This window comes from Pseudonocardia spirodelae (genome assembly GCF_037727765.1).
Lineage (GTDB): Bacteria > Actinomycetota > Actinomycetes > Mycobacteriales > Pseudonocardiaceae > Pseudonocardia > Pseudonocardia spirodelae.
In genome coordinates, this window is sequence record NZ_JBBJUP010000003.1 from 76135 (window position 1) to 93676 (window position 17542).

A 17542-nucleotide genomic window follows, 5' to 3' on the forward strand; every position below is an offset into this window, starting at 1 on the left:
CCGGTCCCGGCGGACGCTGCGCTCAGTGCGTCGCGAGCGCACGCTGTCCTGCACCGTGACCGACGATAAGCTTCACGAGGCACGACGTCGTGCGCCGCCCGTAGCAGGAGGTACGGATGCAGCTCCGCCCCGAGATCGACCTGTCCTGGCGCCGCGCAGCATCCACCGGTCTCGATCCGGCGGCCACGGTCGACACCCACGACCTCGCAGAGTTCGACCCGTCGAGCCGGCTGCGCCGGGCGGCGGAGCCGGTGCTCGACGTGGTGTCCGAGCATCTGCGCGACGCGCGCTACTCGTTGATCCTCGCCGACCGTGACGCACGGATCGTCGACATCCGGTTCGGGCAACGGTCGTTGCGGCCCCGGCTGGAGGCAGTGGGCGCCGTGCTCGGCAAGCAGTTCACCGAGGCCACCACGGGCACGAACGCGATCGCGACCGTGACCGAGCTCCACCACGGCGTGGCCGTGCACGGCGAGGAGCACTACCTCGAGTCCTTCAAGCGCTTCGCCTGCTACGGCGTGCCGGTCCGTGACCCGATCACACGACGCCACGCCGGGGTCCTCGACATCACGTGCCTGGCCGAGGACGCGAGCCCGTTGCTGCGGCCGTTCCTGCTGGGAGCCGTCACCGAGATCCAGGACTCGATGCTCGACCAGGCTCCGCGACTGCACCGCCGCGTGATGGCGGCGTTCGAGCGGGCCTGCCCCCGCTCGGGCGGACCGGTGGTCGCCTTCGGGCCGGACCTGGTGCTCGCCAACGATGCGGCTACGGACCTGCTCGACCCCGTCGATCACGCGGCCCTGCAGGCCCTGGGGCGTGAGCACGGTCCCTCCGACGGGCAACGGCTCGTTCTGGCGTCCGGGTTGCAGGTGGGAGTGCTGCTGGAGCGCATCGACGGCGGCGGCCTGCTGGTCCGGCTCCAGCTGACGGAGAGGGCCGCCCCCGTTCCCCGCAGACCCGCCGTGCGGGCGGTCCGCGACTGGCACGCCGATCTGCGGGCCGACCTGGGTCGTCTGCGCGACGACCACTCGTCGGTCGTGGTCCGCGGTGAGCCGGGGACCGGCCGGACGACGCTGGCGTCGCAGCTGGTCGCCGGTGGCGCGGTCCGGGTGCTCGACGGTCCTCGGCTCACCGTCGCCCGGGTCGACGAGGTCGCGGCGGAGCTGAACGCGACCGAGCCGGCCGGCGGCCCGCGCACCCTGGTGGTCGACGACGCGCACCACGCCACGGACGCCGTCGCCGCCCATCTCGCGCAGGTCGTCGACGACCACGGTCTCCGCCTGATCATGACGACGGGCCCGGGGAGGCCGACCGGCGCACTGGCGGCGTGCGCGGCCAGGTGCCCGGGGCGGCTCGATCTCGCCCCGCTCCGCGCCCACCGGGACCGCATCCCCGCGTTCGCCTCGGCTGTGATGCGGGAGCACAGCGCCGGTGTGGTCCGCCTGTCCCCCGGTGTCGTCCGCGTGCTGGCCGCCCAGGACTGGGCGGGCAACATCCGGGAGCTCGTGACGGTCATCGCGCACGCCCACCGCAGGAGGGCTGTCGGCGACGTGACCGTGGCCGACCTGCCGGCGGGCTACCGCCAGGCGCCCACCGGCCCGATCACGGGATCGTTGCGCAACGCCGAGCGCGACGCGATCGTCCGCGCTCTCGCCGGCTGCCGCGGGAACAAGGTGCACGCCGCCCGGCAGCTCGGCATCAGCCGGACCACGCTCTACCGCCGTGTCCGGGAGCTCCACATCGACCCGGGCACGATCCAGCCGCCGGACGTCTGAGTCCGGACCTCACGGGTGTCGTCTGTACCGGGGATGGACAGTTGCGCACCCACGCATCCGGGCACGCTCGGGATCCGACCGATCCCGACAGAGGAGTCCGGATGACCCAGCACCACGAGAGCCTCTACATCGGAGGACGGTGGACCGCACCCAGCAGCGATCGGCGCATCACCGTCACCTCCCCGAACTCCGGTGAGGTCATCGGCTCGGTGCCCGAGGCGCTCGAGGCCGACGTCGACACCGCGGTGGCCGCCGCCCGGACCGCGTTCGACGACCCGGACGGCTGGGCCCGGTCCGCCCCCGCGGAGCGGGCCGCGGTCCTCCGCCGCTTCGCCGACGCGCTGGACGCCCGCACCGACACCATCGCGGCGACCGTGTCCAGCCAGAACGGCATGCCGGTCGCGGTGTCCTCCCAGCTCGAGTCCGTCTACCCGGTCATGTTGCTGCGCTACTACGCCGACCTCGTGGAGAACCAGGGCGACGACGTCCGCGACGGGCTGTTCGGCGGCCGCATCCGGGTCCGGCACGACCCCGTCGGTGTCGTCGGCGCGATCGTGCCGTGGAACTTCCCGCAGACGCTGTCGTTCTTCAAGATCGCCCCGGCCCTCGCCGCCGGGTGCACGCTGGTGGTGAAGCCGTCGCCGGAGACGGTGCTCGACAGCGTGCTGGTCGCCGAGGCCGCGATCGAGGCGGGGCTGCCCGCCGGTGTGCTGAACATCGTCCCGGGCGGACGTGAGATCGGCGCGCACCTCGTGTCGCACCCCGGGGTCGACAAGGTCGCGTTCACCGGCTCGACCGCCGCCGGCCGCCAGATCGCGGAGACCTGCGGGCGGCTTCTGCGCCCGGTGACCCTGGAGCTGGGTGGCAAGTCGGCCGCCGTCGTCCTCGACGACGCCGAGCTGGACCTCGCCACGATCGGCAACGACCTGTTCGTGGCCACCCTCGCGAACAACGGCCAGACCTGCTTCCTCGGCACCCGGATCCTGGCCCCCCGGAGCCGCTACGCCGAGGTCGTCGAGGTGTTCTCGGCGTTCGCCGGGTCCATGACCGTCGGCGACTCGCTCGACCCGGGCACCCAGATCGGCCCCATGGCCAGTGAGCGCCAGCGCGACCGGGTCGAGGGCTACATCGCGAAGGGCCGCGCCGAGGGCGGCCGGGTCACCGTCGGTGGGGGGCGCCCCACGGACCGCGCCGCCGGCTGGTTCGTCGAGCCGACGGTGTTCGCCGACGTCGACAACAACGCCACGATCTCCCAGGAGGAGATCTTCGGTCCCGTGCTGTCGGTCATCGCCTACGACGACGACGCCGACGCCGTCCGCATCGCGAACGACTCCGACTTCGGGCTGGGCGGCACCGTCTGGACCGCCGACCCGGAGCGCGGGCTCGCGGTCGCATCACGGATCCGGACCGGCACCGTCGGGGTCAACCGCTACCTCCCCGACCCGGCCGCCCCGTTCGGCGGGGTCAAGGCGAGCGGCATCGGCCGTGAGCTCGGACCGGAAGGTCTCGCGAACTACCAGAGCCTCAAGTCCATCTACTGCTGAGTACCCCACCCGAACGATCGGAGAACGTCAGTGAAGACGCGTGCCGCTGTCCTCTGGGACCGCAACAAGGACTGGACGGTCGAGGAGATCGAGCTGGACGCCCCCAGGGCGGGCGAGGTGCTCGTGAGGATGGAGGGCAGCGGTCTCTGCCACTCCGACGAGCACGTCCTCACCGGTGACCTGCCCTGGCCCCTGCCGATGATCGGCGGTCACGAGGGCGCCGGTGTCGTGCAGGAGGTCGGTCCCGGCGTCAGCGACGTCGCGCCCGGCGACCGTGTCATCTTCAGCTTCCTGCCGGTGTGCGGACGCTGCCGACCCTGCGCCCAGGGCATGAGCAACCTGTGCGAGTTCGGGATGTACCTGGGCACCGGCACCCAGATCTCCGACCACACCGCACGCCACCACGCTCGCGGCCAGGACCTGGGCCTGATGTGCCTGCTCGGCACGTTCGCCGAGCACACCGTGATCAGCACCGCGAACTGCATCAAGATCGACGACGACCTCCCGCTCGACGTCGCCTGCCTGCTCGGCTGCGGCGTCATCACCGGCTGGGGTGCGGTCACCTACACCGGCGAGGCCAAGCAGGGTGACACCGTGGCCGTCGTCGGGGTGGGGGGCATCGGCATCAACGCGGTGCAGGGCGCCGCGGCCGCCGGCGCCGAGTACGTGGTCGCCGTCGATCCGGTGGCGTTCAAGCGGGAGAAGGCGCTCGAGTTCGGAGCGACCCACGCGGTCGAGTCGAACGAGGAGGCGACCGCGCTCATCACCGAGCTGACCCACGGCCGGATGGCCCAGGTCGCTGTGAACACCGTGGGTGTCGGCACCGGGGAGCAGATCGGCGCCAGCCTCGGCATGGTCGGCAAGCGCGGCCGCGTCGTGGTCACCAACCTGCACGCCGCCACCGAGACCACGGTGCCGATGAACGCCCTCGACCTGACGCTGCTGGAGAAGCAGGTCCGCGGCTCGCTGTTCGGCTCGTCGAACCCTCGGGCCGACATCCCCCGCATGCTGGAGCTGCACCGCAGCGGGAAGCTCAAGCTGGAGGAGCTCCGGACCAACACGTACTCACTCGACGACATCAACTCCGGTTACGACGACATGCGCAACGGACGCAATCTCCGCGGCGTCATCTCGTTCTCCTGACCGCAGGGGCGGGTGCGTCGTCGATACCCGGTGCATCCGCCCCTGTTCCACCTCGGCCGGAGGAAGCCGCCCCCCGGGTTCGGTGAGGTGGGCGGCGGCCCGGCGATCGCGCGGGGCGAACGCGTCCAGGACCGGTCAGACCGCGGACACGCGGAAGTCCTTCCGCTCCAGCAGCCAGGCCACCGCCACGCCGACGACGACGAGGCCCCAGAACGGTCCACCGATGTTCAGCACCGTGACACCGGACGCGGTCACCACGAAGGTGACCAGCGCACTGAGCGTGAAGCGCTCCCCGAAGGCCGAGACGAAGGCCACCTGCAGCACCTTGAGCATCGCCAGCCCGCCGAGCGTGGCCACGAAGGCGGGCGGGGCCGCGAGCATCAGGCTGGTGAACAGCGGGGCCAGCGCGCCGAAAGCCATCGCCAACACCCCGCAGGTGATACCGGCCGTGTACTGCCGCCGGCGGGAACCGGACGCGGTCAGCAGGGCGTTCGTGGGTCCGGTGAGGCAGGTCGAGACCGCGCCGACGGCGGCCGCCAGGGCCGACCACACCCCGCACAGTGCCGTCGCGGCGTTGACCGGGACGTCGTGCCCCGCGGCGCGCAGCACCGCGATGCCCTGGCCGTTCTGCACCACGATGACGGTGATGGCCAGTGGGACGACGAGCTCGAGCACGGTCTGCCACGACCAGGCGGGTGTCACCAGGACGGGAGCGGCGAGCCATCCTGCGTCGCCGGGCGCGTACCGGAACGACCCGGTGATCGCGACGGCGAGCACACCGACCGTCAGGGCACCGACGACGGGAGGGACCCGCTTCGCGGCCGGAGCCCACGCCGTGAGGAGCAGGAACACCACGACCATCGGCGCGGCGATCGCCGCGTCATCGGTGACCGCCCGGACGAGACCGGTGCCGAAACCGATGAACACTCCGGCGACCATGCCCATGACGATGGGCATCGGGACCGCCGCCATCGCGACCCGGATCCAGCCGCTCAGCCCGAGCACCAGGACCACACCGGCGGTCACCAGGTAGGCGCCGACGACCTCCGCCCACGAGAGGTGCCCGAGAGCGGGACCGATCAGCACGCTGCCGGGGATGGTCCACAGGAACGCCAGCGGCTGCCGGTACACCCAGCTGGCGACGACGGTCAGCACGCCGTTGAGGAAGAAGACCCCGAAGATCCACGACGCGATCTGGCGCTGGTCGAGGCCGCCCTGCGTTCCGACGGCCAGGATGACCGCCACGGGGCCCGTCGCCGCGAAGATCAGCCCGATCAGGCCGTTCGCCAGGTACTGCGGTCCGAGATCCCGCAGTACCCGTCCGGGGCGCGTGACCGGCAGCGGGGGGCGTTCGAACCGGGCCGCCGCAGCGGGACCATCCGTCGTCGTCATGGGTGCCTTTCCTGGGCGGGGCGGATCGGCCGGACCGGGGCGGCTCAGCCGGGGTCGTGCCGGGCGATCAGCTCGGCCCGGGTGCGGACGCCGAACTTCGCGTAGATGCGGGTCAGGTGGTACTGCACGGTCTTGGGCGACACGTGCAGCTCCGCCGCCACCTCGCGGTTGGCCATCCCGCGGGTGACGAGCTCGGTGACGGCGGTCTCCTGTGGCGTCAGGTCGACCGCGGCCCGGTCGTCGCGGCCGGCGCTGATCCCACCGGCCCGGACCTCCCGGTCGCACCGTGCGACGTAGGTCGTCGCCCCGAGGGAGTCGAAGAGCTCGCGCGCCACGAGCAGGACGGTGTCGGCATCGCGGCGCCTGCCCGCTCTGCGGAGCGTCTGTCCGTAGGCGAAGTGGATCCGCGCGCGGTCGTAGCGCAGCGCCATCCCGTCCAGGGTGCGCAGGGCCGCCTCGAACGACGCGGTGGCGGCGTCGGCGTCGCCGCGCGCGCCGTGCCACCGGCCGCGGGCGTAGCCGAGCCGGGCGGCGGTGGAACGGTGGCCGCGCTCGGCGGCGCGGCTCTCGTGCGGCCGCAGGAACCGGTCCGCCTCGTCGAGCCGCCCCGTCATCACCAGGGCGTTCGCGTAGACGTCCGTCCACGGCCACCAGCCGGGTTCCTCCAGGCAGCCACCGGCGCCGGGACGGTCGAGCGGGGCGAGCACCCGCACGACGCGTTCGTAGTCGGCCGCCGACTCGGCGATGTGCGCCCGCGCGAGCACCGCGGGCACCCGCATGATCTCGTAGGCCGTGCCCCACGACTCGCTCCGGCGGGCGGCGCGGTCGGCGGCGTCGGACTCGCCGCGCAGGGCGTGCACCTGCGCGGCGGTCCACTCGACGAGCGGCATCGTCAGGGCGATGCCGGTGCGTTCCCCCAGCGCACGGCCCCCGTCCACCGCGGCGAGCGCGCCGTCCCAGTCGCCGCCGAGGAAGCGGGCGCGGGCCAGCCAGCCCCAGGCCCACAGGGAGATGCGGGACGAGCCGCCCAGCTGGGTCGTCGGGGTCGCGCTCTGCAGCTCCTGCCGGGCCTGGTCGACGTCGTCGGTCACCACGGCGAGCCAGCCGCGGCCCATCGTGACCCGCTGGTGCTGGGCACCGTGGCGGACCTGGTCGGCGGCCAGCCGGTAGGCCTCGGCCGCGCCGGTGGGATCACCCGCGGCGGCCAGTCCGAGACCCCGGATCGCGGCGGCCTCCACGGCTTCGGGCGAGCCCGGCTCGGCGTGGCGTGCGACGCGGTCGGTCCAGTCGACGATGTCGCGCCCCCGGCACCGTCCGAGCGCGTGGAGCACGTGGCGCTGGGCGACCAGGGCGGCGGTGCGGGGGTGCGCGTCGCCGTCGGCGAGCTCCCAGGCCCGGCCCAGCCGGGCACCGGCCTCACCGGCCTTGCCCTCGATGATCGCGAGGTAGCCGAGGACGGCGTTGCGCAGCGGCGTCTCACGCAGACTCTCCACCACCGGGACCAGGGCCTGGGCGTCCAGCCCCTCCCCGGCGCCGATCATCGCGTCGACGGCCCGGGTGAGGCGGCTCTCGCGCAGGGCCCGTTCGTCGGTGAGCCGACTCGCGTCGAGCAGCAGGCCCGCCACGGTGCTCCACCGGCCGTCGGCCGCCGCCTCGCCCGAGAGTTCATCGAGGCGTTCGGCGAGGCCCGGGTCACGACCGGTCGTGGCGGCCGCCAGGTAGCGCAGGCGCCGTTCCGGCTGCTCCACCAGGGCGGCGGCGAGCCGGCGGAGCTCGGCGGCGCGGGCGGGGCCGAGGTGGTCGAGCACCGCGGCGCGCACCATGGGATCGGGCGGACCGACCGTGGGTCCGAGCTGCCCGCCACCCCGGGTCACCAGCCGGGCGGCGGACGCCTCGCCCAGCGGCCCGAGGACGTCGTCGAGGCGGGCCAGGCGCGCCGCCTCGTGCAGCTCGACCCGCTCCCCCAGCACGCAGACGGCCTCCACCAGGGTGCGCGCGTCCCCGTCGAGCAGATCGAGCGCGGCGCGGACGGCGACCGACACCGCAGCCGGTGGCGGGAGCCGGAGGAACGGGTCGACCCACTCGTCGGGGTCGACCTCGTCGATCAGGGCCGTCACGTGGCGCGGGTTGCCCCGGGTGTGGCGGCGCAGCCGCTCGGCCGCCAGCGGCGTCAGCGGGCGGCCCCGCGCGGCGGCGATCGCCCCGACGCTGCGCACGTCGAGCGGGTCGAGCCGGACGGAGCCCTCGACGTGCGCGAGGATCTCGTGGTGCCCGATGTCGGCCCGGGCGGGGTCGAGCGCCAGCACCACGAGGACCGTCGTCCGGGGGTGGTGGGCGACCAGTGTGCTCAGCGCCTGGAGCGACAGCGGATCGGACTCGTGGGCGTCGTCGACGACGACCAGCCCGGAGGCGTCACCGATCCGTCCGGCGAGCCGCTCGGCCCACTCGAACGCGGTGCCGTCCGGCTCCGAGGTCCCGAGGAGCTGGGCGACCACCCCGCCCGCGCGTGACCGCTCCCACCGGGCGGCACGCCCGCGGAGCACGACACCGTCGGCCGTACGGGTGACGGCGTCGAGCACGGCCGTCCGGCCCGACCCCGACGGGCCCGTCAGCGCGACCAGGCACGCGGCGGTGGCCGCACGCCGCCGGTACGACGACAGCCGGGTGAGGACGGCGTCACGCCCTTCGAGCTGCATCATGCATCCGATTCTCGTGGTCACGGCACCCGGGCGGGACGCGCGACCGCGCGTCCCGCCCGGGCTCCCGGACTCACCCCAGGTCGCCGCCGGCGACCGGCAGGATCGTCCCCGTGATGTAGGACGCCTCGTCCGAGGCCAGGAACGTCAGGGCGGCGGCCTGCTCGTCGAGCGTGCCGTACCGCTTCATCAGCGACGACTCGGTCGTCTGCTCGATGATCGTGGCGTACCAGTCGCGTTCCTGCTGACTGTCCGGGGCCGGTCCGCGCGGGGTCCGTCGCGGGGGGGCGTCGGTCCCGCCGGGAGCGGTCGCGACGACCCGGACACCGTGCGGTGCCAGCTCGAGGGCCAGGGTCGAGGTGATCGCGTTGACCCCGCCCTTCGCCGCCGCGTACGGCACCCGGTTGAGCCCCCGGGTGGCGACCGAGGAGACGTTCACGATCGTCCCGCCGCCCTGCTCGATCATGTGCGGTGCCACAGCGCGGCAGCACCACAGGGTCGGCCACAGCGACCGGTCGATCTCGGCCCGGATCTGCTCGGGCGGGTAGTGCTCGAACGGCTTGGCCCAGATCGTGCCGCCGACGGTGTGGATCGAGACGTCGATGCGGCCGAACCGCTCGATCGCCGTCCCGACCACGGCGGACGCGCCCTCCCAGGTCTCCAGGTCGGCGGTGACACCGATCGAGGTCGACTCGTCGGATCCGTCCCCGGCCAGCTCGTCGGCGAGCTCGTGGACGTGCTCCGCACGGTCGGCGAGCACGAGGGTGCCGCCCTCGGCCGCGATCCGGCGGGCCGTGCACTCCCCGATGCCCTGTGCCGCGCCCGTGACCAGCACGACCTTGCCGGCGAAGCGGCCGGGCGTGACGAACCGCGGACGCCGCCGCTCCTCGGTGTCCCGCATCGCGCGGCGCATCGTCGCCTTGGAGTTCTGCGCGTGCTCGATGATGAGGGTCCGTACGGTGTCGCGGTCACCGGCCTCGAACGCGTCGACGATGTCGAGGTGGTCCTGCGCGCAGTGCGGATGGCACCAGACCGCCGAGCGGAGCGTCTCCGCCATCGCCCCCTTGACCCCGAGCGCCTGGTAGGCGTGCAGCAGGTGCTCGTTGCCGGTGAGGGTGAACAGGTAGTCGTGGAAGGCGGCGTTGGTCTCGGTGTAGGCGTGCGCGTCGGTGAAGCGCTCGTTCTCGACGTCGACGTAGGGCACGGTCGCCTGCGCGAGGAACCGGTACCCCGCGATCTGTCGGCTGTCGAGCCGCCCGACGACCAGCTCCAGCGCTCCGAGCTCGAGTCCCTGCCGGGCGTCGAAGATCGCGTCGGACTTCTGGATCGACGGATGCTCCTCGCCGATCTCGTAGCCGTCCGCCGCGACCACCGCGGAGCCCGACGGTCGTGGCACGGCCTTCGGCTCCACCAGGGGGCGGAGGTCGTCGGCGCGCCCGAGCTCCTGGGACTGCACCGCACGGGCGTCGGCGTGGGCGATCAGGTCGGCGTCGTCGTCGAGATCGGTGGGGTCGCCGTCGGTCGCGAACGCGGCACTGATCTGCTGGCCGGTGATGCGCCACACCGCGTCGGTGGAGCCGACGGACTCGGGGCGACCGCCGCCGAACAACGGAGCGGGGTCACCGAGGAGGGGCACGTCCCGGCCGTTGATGCCGCGGCCCTCCCGGCCGCCGAGGGTCTGGAGCGTGCCGTCACCGTCGGCGGGGGCAGCGACCGTGGTCTCCGGCTCGGCCGGCTCCTCGGTCTCCGCCTCGGCCCCGCCGGTGTCCGGCTGCTCGGCGGACGGCTCGGGAGCCGCCTTCTCCCCGCCCTGCTCGCCCGGGGCGGCGGCGAGCGCGAACTTCTCGTAGTAGAACCCGGCCGGTTCGTGCCCGGAGTCGGCGAAGAAGGTGCGGACGGCCTCGACCATCGGCGGCGGCCCGCACAGGTAGACCGCCGCGTCGCCCTCGTGCAGGTGCTCGGGCCCGACCAGTGCGGTGACGTACCCCTGGTTCGGGGCCGTCGTATCGGGGTCGGCGACGCAGTGGTCCCAGGTCAGGCCGGTCTTCTCGGCCAGGTCGCGCAGCGTGTCCAGTTCGACGACGTCGGCGTCGGTCGTCGCGCCGTAGACCAGGTGCACCGGCCGCTCGCTGCCGGTCGCCGCCAGCGTCCGCAGGATCGACAGGATCGGCGCCAGCCCGGTGCCGCCGGCGAGCAGCAGCAGCGGGGCGTCGGACTCGCGCAGGAAGAAGCTGCCGTGCGGCCCGGTCAGCTCGATCGCGTCGCCGACCTGCGCCCGCTGGTCGAGGTACTCCGACATCTGCCCGCCGGGCGTGATCTTCACGAGGAAGCTCAGCTCGGTCTCGTCGGGTCCGTTCGAGAACGAGTACGACCGCGTGACCTCGGTGCCGGGGACGGCGATGTTCACGTACTGCCCCGGCAGGAACGCCAGCTTGTCGCGCTGCTCGATCTCGATCCGGAGGTCGACGGTGGTGTCCGACAGCCGGTTGACCGCGGTGACGGTGCCGGTGTGGGTGGCCGCCGCGGTCTTGGCGACGGCCGAGGTCGTCGCGATCTGCACGACCATGTCCGAGCGGGGACTGGCCTGGCAGGCCAGGAGGTAGCCCTGCTCGGCCTCGTCGTCGGACAGCGCGTCCTCCAGGTAGGAGCCGCCGTCGTAGCTGCCGGACTCGCAGAAGGCCTTGCAGGTACCGCAGGCACCGTCGGAGCAGTCGACGGGGATGTTGATCCGGGACCGGTAGGAGGCGTCGGCGACGCTCTGGTTCTCCCGGCAGTCGATGAACCGGGTGACCCCGTCCTCGAACGACAGGGCCACCTTGTGGGTCGCCGTTCCGGCGCCGGTGGAGGACGGGGCGTCAGCGGTGACGGTCATCGCCGTCCTCCCTTCTAGAAGTGGTAGATGTCGACGACGTGGTGGATGTAGTCGTTCTTGAGCACCACGGTCTTGCGCCGGATCAGCGGGGCGTCACCGGAGAAGTCGATCGTGTAGAACGACGTGCCGTAGTACGGGTCGATGGTCTTGTACCGGAAGTACATGGTGTGCCAGTTGAACCGGATGTCGACCAGGTCGCCGCGGCGCTCGATGACCTCGACGTTGGAGATGTTGTGGCTGGTGCGCGGCTCGGGGATCGATGTGGCCGAGGAGCGCTCGGTGCGGATCCGGAACACCCGGTCCTCGAGGCCGCCCTTGTTGCCGTAGTAGATCAGTGAGATCTCGCGCTGCGGGTCCTCGGTGAGCCGGTCGTCGTCGTCCCAGGACGGCATCCAGTAGACGACGTCGTCGGCGTAGCACTCGAGCCACTTCTCGAACTCGCGGTCGTCGAGGTAGCGGGCCTCGCGGTAGAGGAACTGCTCGATCATGTTCTGCGTGATCGGCTTCGCGCCCGTGGACGGGGTGGCGGAGCCGTTGCGGTTCTCGGTGGTGGTCATCGCGTGTCAGCCCTTCGCCGCGGCGGTCTTCGAGGTGGCGCGGGTGGTCCGCTTGGCCGTGGTGCCGGAGCCGGTCGACGTGCGCCGCCGCCCGTTGCCGTTCGCCGAGCCGTTCCCCTTCGCGCCACGACCCCCGCCGTTCGCGGCACGACGGTCCTCGGCGGTCAGCGACCCGTGCCCGTGGGCGTCGTGCCCGTCGCCCGCGGCCTCCTTCGCCGCCGCGGCGCGCATGATGCGCTGCCAGTACCCGTGCTGGACGGGGTACAGGCCCTCGTCCTCGTTCTTCAGCCCGGCGGAGATCACGCCGTCCATGTCGAGTGCCTTGGCGACGTCGTCGGGGCCGGTGAGCCAGTGCTCGGCGCCGCGGGACATGTCGTTCCAGGGGGCCGTGGTGGCGTGGAAGGTGAGCTGGCAGGAGCGGAACTCCTCCAGGTCGTCCGGGGTGGCCATACCGGAGGCGTTGAAGAAGTCCTCGTACTGGCGGATCCGGTGGGCGCGGGCCGCGTCGCTCTCCCCCTTCGGCGCGATGCAGTAGATCGTCACCTCGGTCTTGTCCGGCGCGATCGGTCGGAACATCCGGATCTGGGTGGAGAACTGATCCATGATGTAGACGTTCGGGTAGACGCACAGGTTGCGGCTGCCCTTCACCATGAACTCGCCCTTGGCGTCGCCGAACTGCTCCTTGAGCTTGTCCATCTCGCTCCACAGCGGGCGGTCCTGCGGGTTCGCCGCCCACGTCCACAGGCAGAGGTGGCCGTTGGGGTAGGACCAGTAGCCGCCACCGGACTTGCCCCAGCCGCCGGCGTCGAGCGCCTTGGTGTCGTTCTTCGACTCACCCGAGCTGCGGCGTGACGTGGTCGCGGCGTAGTTCCAGTGCACCGAGGAGACGTGGTAGCCGTCGGCGCCGTTCTCGGCCTGGACCTTCCAGTTCCCGTCGAAGGTGTAGGACGAGCTGCCGCGCAGCACCTCCAGGCCCTCCGAGGACTGGTCGACGAGCATGTCGATGACCTTGGTGGTGTCACCCAGGTGCTCGGTCAGCGGCACGACGTCGGGGTTGAGCGACCCGAACAGGAACCCGCGGTAGGACTCGAAGCGCGCCACCTTCGTGAGGTCGTGCGAACCCTCGGTGGCGAAGTTCTCCGGGTAACCCGCGCCGTCGGGCTCCTTGACCTTCAGCAGCTTCCCGTCGTTGCGGAAGGTCCAGCCGTGGAACGGGCAGGTGAGGGTGAGCCGGTTGTCGGTCTTGCGACGGCAGAGCATCGCCCCGCGGTGCGCGCAGGCGTTGATCAGGCAGTGCAGCTCGCCCTGCTTGTCGCGGGTGATGAGGATCGGCTGCCGACCGATGTACCCGGTGAGGTAGTCGCCGTTGTTCGGGAGCTGGCTCTCGTGCGCGAGGAAGATCCAGTTCCCCTCGAAGATGTGCTTCATCTCCAGTTCGAAGATCTCCTCGTCGGTGAAGATCCGACGGTTGGCGCGGTAGATGCCGGCGTCCCGGTCCTCGACGACGGCCGAGTCCAGCAGGGTCTCCAGATGCGCGAGGTCTTCGGTCATGACGTCCTCCGTGGTGGTCACTCCGGTGTGCGCCGGATGGCAGCGTCACGAGCAAGTTCGCACGTACTCCGGTTCCGCACACTGGGTGGATGCCCAGTCCTGACCCAGGGGGTGCACCCTGATCCGTCCGATACGGACCCGTTGCGTCCCGTTCGAGATGGACACGGTCAGAAAACGCCTGATCGGACACCGGTCTCCTGCGACCGGAGCCGGCTCCCGGGTCGCCGTCGGTCGTTCGGCACGCTCGTCCGGTCGAGCGTGGCGACGACACCGTGGATCGGAATCCCGGTTCCGCTCGTGCCCGGACCGACGACGGCGGCCGGCGCCAGCAGGGGGGCCCAGCGCCAGGTCGACCGTCATCGGCACGCCGGCGACGGCCTCGACGCGAAGGCCGCCCCGGCCTCGTCCGGCGCCTCCGCCCTGGCCTCGGGCCGGCGGTGAGGAACAGGTCTGTCGGTGAGCCGGGCGGAGGACCTCTCGGTGGCGGGCTGCGTGGAACCCCGCGGAACCAGGCCCATCCGCGACGTCGTGACCGACGTCGACCCGGGGGGAGGCGTTCCACCGGGGCTCTCGGCCGCGCGGCCACGAGCGACGGCTCGCCGCATCGGCCGGACGCCCGCACCCGACCGCGACGTCTCCGCGGTCAGGATCGCGTGAGGTCCCGACTGATGATCTCCTTCATGACCTCGTTCGCCCCGCCGTAGATCCGCTGCACACGGGCGTCGCGGAAGGCCCGCGCGATCGGGTACTCGTTCATGTAGCCGTACCCCCCGTGCAGCTGGACCCCGGTGTCGATCACCTGCCACTGCACCTCGGTCGCCCACCACTTCGCCTTGGCCGCATCGACCGCGGTGAGGGTCCCCGCGTTCAGCTCGCGGACGCACCGGTCGACATAGGTTCGGGTCACCTCGATCCGCGTCCGGAGGTGGGCGAGGGTGAACCGGCGGCGCAGGAGGCGATCCACGCGTCGATGGCCGCGCCCGCCGCCACCGCCGAGCTCCCCGGCGGCCGGCACGGCCGGCGCGACGCCGAGCAGACCGCCGAGATGCCCCGCCTCCGATGACCGGGGAGGAGAGCACCCCGTCGGACTGGGCGCCGGGCGCCGAGATGAACTCGTTCGAGACCGTGATGTGGCGGATCGAGAACGACCCGATGCTGCGCACCCCGGCGATGTCCTGTCTGGAACTGGACGTCGTGCCCGATCACGAGCGGCTCCTCGCCGTCCACGAGGCCGCGGTCGCCGCCGTCCCCCGGCTGCGGCAGCGTGTCGTCGAGCCCCTGTTCGGGCTCGGGGTTCCGCGCTGGACCACCGACCCGCACCTCGACCTGCGTTTCCACCTGCGCCGCCACCGGCTGCCGCGCGGCGGCGGGTGGCCCGCGCTGATGGACGGGCTGTCGCAGTTCTACATGACCCCGCTGGACCGCACCCGGGCCCTCTGGGAGGCCCTCCTCGTCGAGGGCCTCCCCGGCGGCGGCGCCCTGTACGCCCTGAAGATGCACCACTCCGTCTCCGACGGGCTCGGCGTGATGCAGCTGCTGGGGAGGGTCCTGTCCCCGGACCGCGACACCGACCGCCGGGACCCGACCGTCGCTCCCCCGGTCGCCGCGACGCCGATGTCACCCGCCGAGGCGCTGCTGGCCCAGGCCGGTCACGACGTCGCCACCGCCGCCGGGAACGCCGTCGGCGCCGCCGGGTTCGTACGGCGGCTGGCCACCCGTCCGCTGACCACCACCCGCGACGCCGGCGCCTACCTCTCGTCGCTCGGCCGGGTCCTCCGCCCGCCGTCGGCGGCGAACTCCGACCTGCTGGCGCAGCGCTCCATGACGCTGCGCCTGGCTGCGCTCGACGTGCCGTTCCCCCGACTGCGTGCCGCCGCATCCGCCGCGGGAGGCTCGGTCAACGACGCCTTCCTGGCCGCCCTGCTGGGCGGCTACCGCGTCCTGCACGAACGCAGCGGGACGGCGGTGCCGGACGCCGTGCCCACCGCCATGCCGATCTCGTTGCGCCGGCCCGACGACCCCGAGGGCGGCAACCGCATCGCGTCGGCCCGCTTCGCCGGTCCGGTGGGGGAACGGGATGCGGCCCGCCGGATCGCGCTGGTGCGCCACGCCGTGCGCGCCGTCCGGGACGAACCCGCGGTCGACGTGATCGGGCTGGTGTCCCCGGTGCTGGCCCGGCTCCCGGGCGACGTCGTCGCCACCCTGGCCGGTCCGATGACCAAGGGCAACGACCTCCACGCGAGCAACGTGCCTGGTCTGCGCGGCGACCACCATCTGGCGGGCGGGCGCGTCGAACGGTTCTACGGGTACGGCCCGCTGGGCGGAGGAGCGTCCCTGATCACGCTCGTGACCCACGGCGACACCGCGTGCATCGGCGTGGGTGTCGACACCGCTGCCTTCCCCGACCACGACCTGCTGCTGGAGTCCCTGGTCGAGGGGTTCGCCGAGGTGCTCGCACTCGCCCCCGGGCCGGGACGGCCCACGGTGCGCGGATGACCGGCTCCGTGCCCGCCGCGCCGGTGGCGACCATCGAGTTCCACCGCGGCCGCAGCCTGCGGTCGCGGGTGGTGTCCGGGGTGCTCGACCGGCTCATGACCCGTGCGCTGCGCGACTGGACCGGGTCCACGCTCGATCCCGAGCTGCGTGACCGGCTCGCCGCGTTCGACCGGCTCGCCGCGCATCTCCCGCTCCCTCACGGCACCCGGGTGGGCACGGTGTCGGTGAACGGGCTCCGGGCCGAATGGGTGGTGGGCCGCGGGGTCCGCGACCTCGACGCCGTCCTGATGTACCTGCACGGTGGGGGCTGGGTGTTCGGCGGCCTGAACTCGCACCGCGCGTTGGCGTCGCGCCTGTCGTCCGCGGCGGGACGCCCGGTCCTCCTCCTCGACTACCGGATGGTCCCCGACGTGTCGCTCGACGAGGAGGTCGAGGACTGTCTGGCGGGCTTCCGGTGGCTCGTCGAGCGCGGGGTCGCACCCGCCCGGATCGCGATCGCCGGGGACTCGGCCGGCGGGCACCTCGCGCTCGCGACGGCGCTGCGGGCCCGCGACCGCGGTCTCCCGGTCCCCGGTGCGGTCGTCGGGTTGTCCGGGGTCTACGACATGACGCCGTCCGCCCGGGCCGGTCTCGGGCCGCAGGACGATCCGACCGGCTCGGCGGTGGCGTTGGAGTGGCTGATCGAGACCGTCCTCGCCGGTGACGAACCGCAGCGGTTCTCACCGCTCCACGGCGATCTGGCCGGGCTCCCCCCGGTCCTGCTGGTGGTGGGGTCGGACGAGGTCGTCAGACAGGATGCGGAGAGGCTCGCCCGTCGGCTGGCCTCGGCGCGTGCCGAATGCCTGCTGCAGGTGTGGGACGGCCAGCCCCACGTGTTCCAGGCCTTCGCCCCGCTTCTGCCGGAGGCCCGGCGCTCGATCACCGAGATCGGCCGATTCCTGCGACGGCAGTTCGACCTGTCCCACGATGTCCATCCGCCATCGCGGGACGTCGCCGACCGACGACCGTAGGCGGACGCGACCACCCCCGTGCGCAGCTCACGTGGTTCCCTGCACCGAGGGAGGGGCGTGCAGGGGGCTACCGGCCTTCACCGGATCCCGGCCCAGGGCTTCGTCCACGAGGTCCGGAGCCGTCACCGACAGCGGTGGCGACGACGCACACCAGTACGGTGACGCTCCGGACCACGTGCCGCGGTGAGACGATCCAGGTATGCGGACCGTCGGCGTGGGATGCACCGTGACGAGCCGGTCGGGCGTAGTAGATGCCGTCGTCGTGAACCGTGTGCTGGATTCCTCCCGCCCGTCCCGGAGGAACTGCCGGACACTCACGCCTGTCGAACCGCTCGCTCGTCGGGTGCCCCGGAATCCGAGGTCCTCGAAACAGCGCCCGGCCCGGCCGAAGATCATTCGTCGGATCCGGTCGCGGCGCGGGGCGCTCGTGTCATGTTCCGTGTCACGAGTCCGCCTGTCGATCGCGTCGGCCTGCGTTCGTGCTGCTCAGAGCGTGGAGCGGGCGA

The 17542-nt window shown here is 72.6% G+C and carries 12 protein-coding genes; 6 read left to right on the plus strand and 6 right to left on the minus strand.

Translation table 11 applies throughout. From position 1 onward, the window contains the following. Positions 1-116 precede the first annotated feature (116 nt). From WJX68_RS04475 to WJX68_RS04485, 3 genes are all read left to right on the plus strand, one after another. Positions 117-1775 (plus strand): sigma-54-dependent Fis family transcriptional regulator, encoded by a 1659-nt coding sequence (locus tag WJX68_RS04475; RefSeq protein ID WP_340286305.1) that lies wholly within the window; start codon positions 117-119, stop codon positions 1773-1775. A gap of 101 nt (positions 1776-1876) precedes the next feature. Next, positions 1877-3319 (plus strand): aldehyde dehydrogenase, encoded by a 1443-nt coding sequence (locus WJX68_RS04480; RefSeq protein ID WP_340286306.1) that lies wholly within the window; start codon positions 1877-1879, stop codon positions 3317-3319. 30 nt (positions 3320-3349) lie between these two features. Continuing rightward, the gene (locus WJX68_RS04485) at positions 3350-4462 is read left to right on the plus strand and encodes an NDMA-dependent alcohol dehydrogenase (RefSeq protein WP_340286307.1); all 1113 of its coding nucleotides are present in this window, start codon (positions 3350-3352) and stop codon (positions 4460-4462) included. Positions 4463-4597: 135 nt separating this feature from the next. Here the strand turns inward: WJX68_RS04485 and WJX68_RS04490 are convergent, their stop codons facing one another. From WJX68_RS04490 to WJX68_RS04515, 6 genes are all read right to left on the minus strand, one after another. Beyond that, positions 4598-5854, minus strand: coding sequence for a benzoate/H(+) symporter BenE family transporter (locus WJX68_RS04490; protein ID WP_340286308.1), 1257 nt, complete (start codon positions 5852-5854; stop codon positions 4598-4600). 44 nt (positions 5855-5898) lie between these two features. Further along, positions 5899-8553 (minus strand): helix-turn-helix transcriptional regulator, encoded by a 2655-nt coding sequence (locus tag WJX68_RS04495; RefSeq protein ID WP_340286309.1) that lies wholly within the window; start codon positions 8551-8553, stop codon positions 5899-5901. Between the two features lie 70 nt (positions 8554-8623). Then, a complete protein-coding gene (gene benC / locus WJX68_RS04500) occupies positions 8624-11422 on the minus strand; it encodes a benzoate 1,2-dioxygenase electron transfer component BenC (RefSeq protein WP_340286310.1) in 2799 nt (932 codons plus the stop codon). A gap of 14 nt (positions 11423-11436) precedes the next feature. After that, a complete protein-coding gene (benB, locus tag WJX68_RS04505) occupies positions 11437-11979 on the minus strand; it encodes a benzoate 1,2-dioxygenase small subunit (protein WP_340286311.1) in 543 nt (180 codons plus the stop codon). A 6-nt stretch (positions 11980-11985) separates the two neighbouring features. Continuing rightward, positions 11986-13530: a benzoate 1,2-dioxygenase large subunit gene (gene benA / locus WJX68_RS04510; RefSeq protein ID WP_340286312.1), complete on the minus strand. Its 1545-nt coding sequence runs from the start codon at positions 13528-13530 to the stop codon at positions 11986-11988. A 643-nt stretch (positions 13531-14173) separates the two neighbouring features. Continuing rightward, the gene (locus tag WJX68_RS04515; RefSeq protein WP_422785653.1) at positions 14174-14437 is read right to left on the minus strand and encodes an acyl-CoA dehydrogenase family protein; all 264 of its coding nucleotides are present in this window, start codon (positions 14435-14437) and stop codon (positions 14174-14176) included. An 18-nt stretch (positions 14438-14455) separates the two neighbouring features. On the opposite strand from WJX68_RS04515, the gene WJX68_RS04520 reads away from it, so the two are divergent. From WJX68_RS04520 to WJX68_RS04530, 3 genes are read left to right on the plus strand one after another with little or no spacing between them, the layout of a single operon-like run. Beyond that, on the plus strand, positions 14456-14593 hold the full coding sequence (locus WJX68_RS04520; protein WP_340286672.1) for a hypothetical protein: 138 nt from the start codon (positions 14456-14458) through the stop codon (positions 14591-14593). Further along, a complete protein-coding gene (locus WJX68_RS04525; protein ID WP_340286313.1) occupies positions 14590-16026 on the plus strand; it encodes a wax ester/triacylglycerol synthase domain-containing protein in 1437 nt (478 codons plus the stop codon). The genes WJX68_RS04520 and WJX68_RS04525 overlap by 4 nt, the downstream gene beginning before the upstream one ends. Then, positions 16023-17036 (plus strand): alpha/beta hydrolase, encoded by a 1014-nt coding sequence (locus WJX68_RS04530; RefSeq protein WP_340286314.1) that lies wholly within the window; start codon positions 16023-16025, stop codon positions 17034-17036. Before WJX68_RS04525 ends, WJX68_RS04530 begins: the two co-directional genes overlap by 4 nt. The last annotated feature ends 506 nt before the right edge of the window (positions 17037-17542 follow it).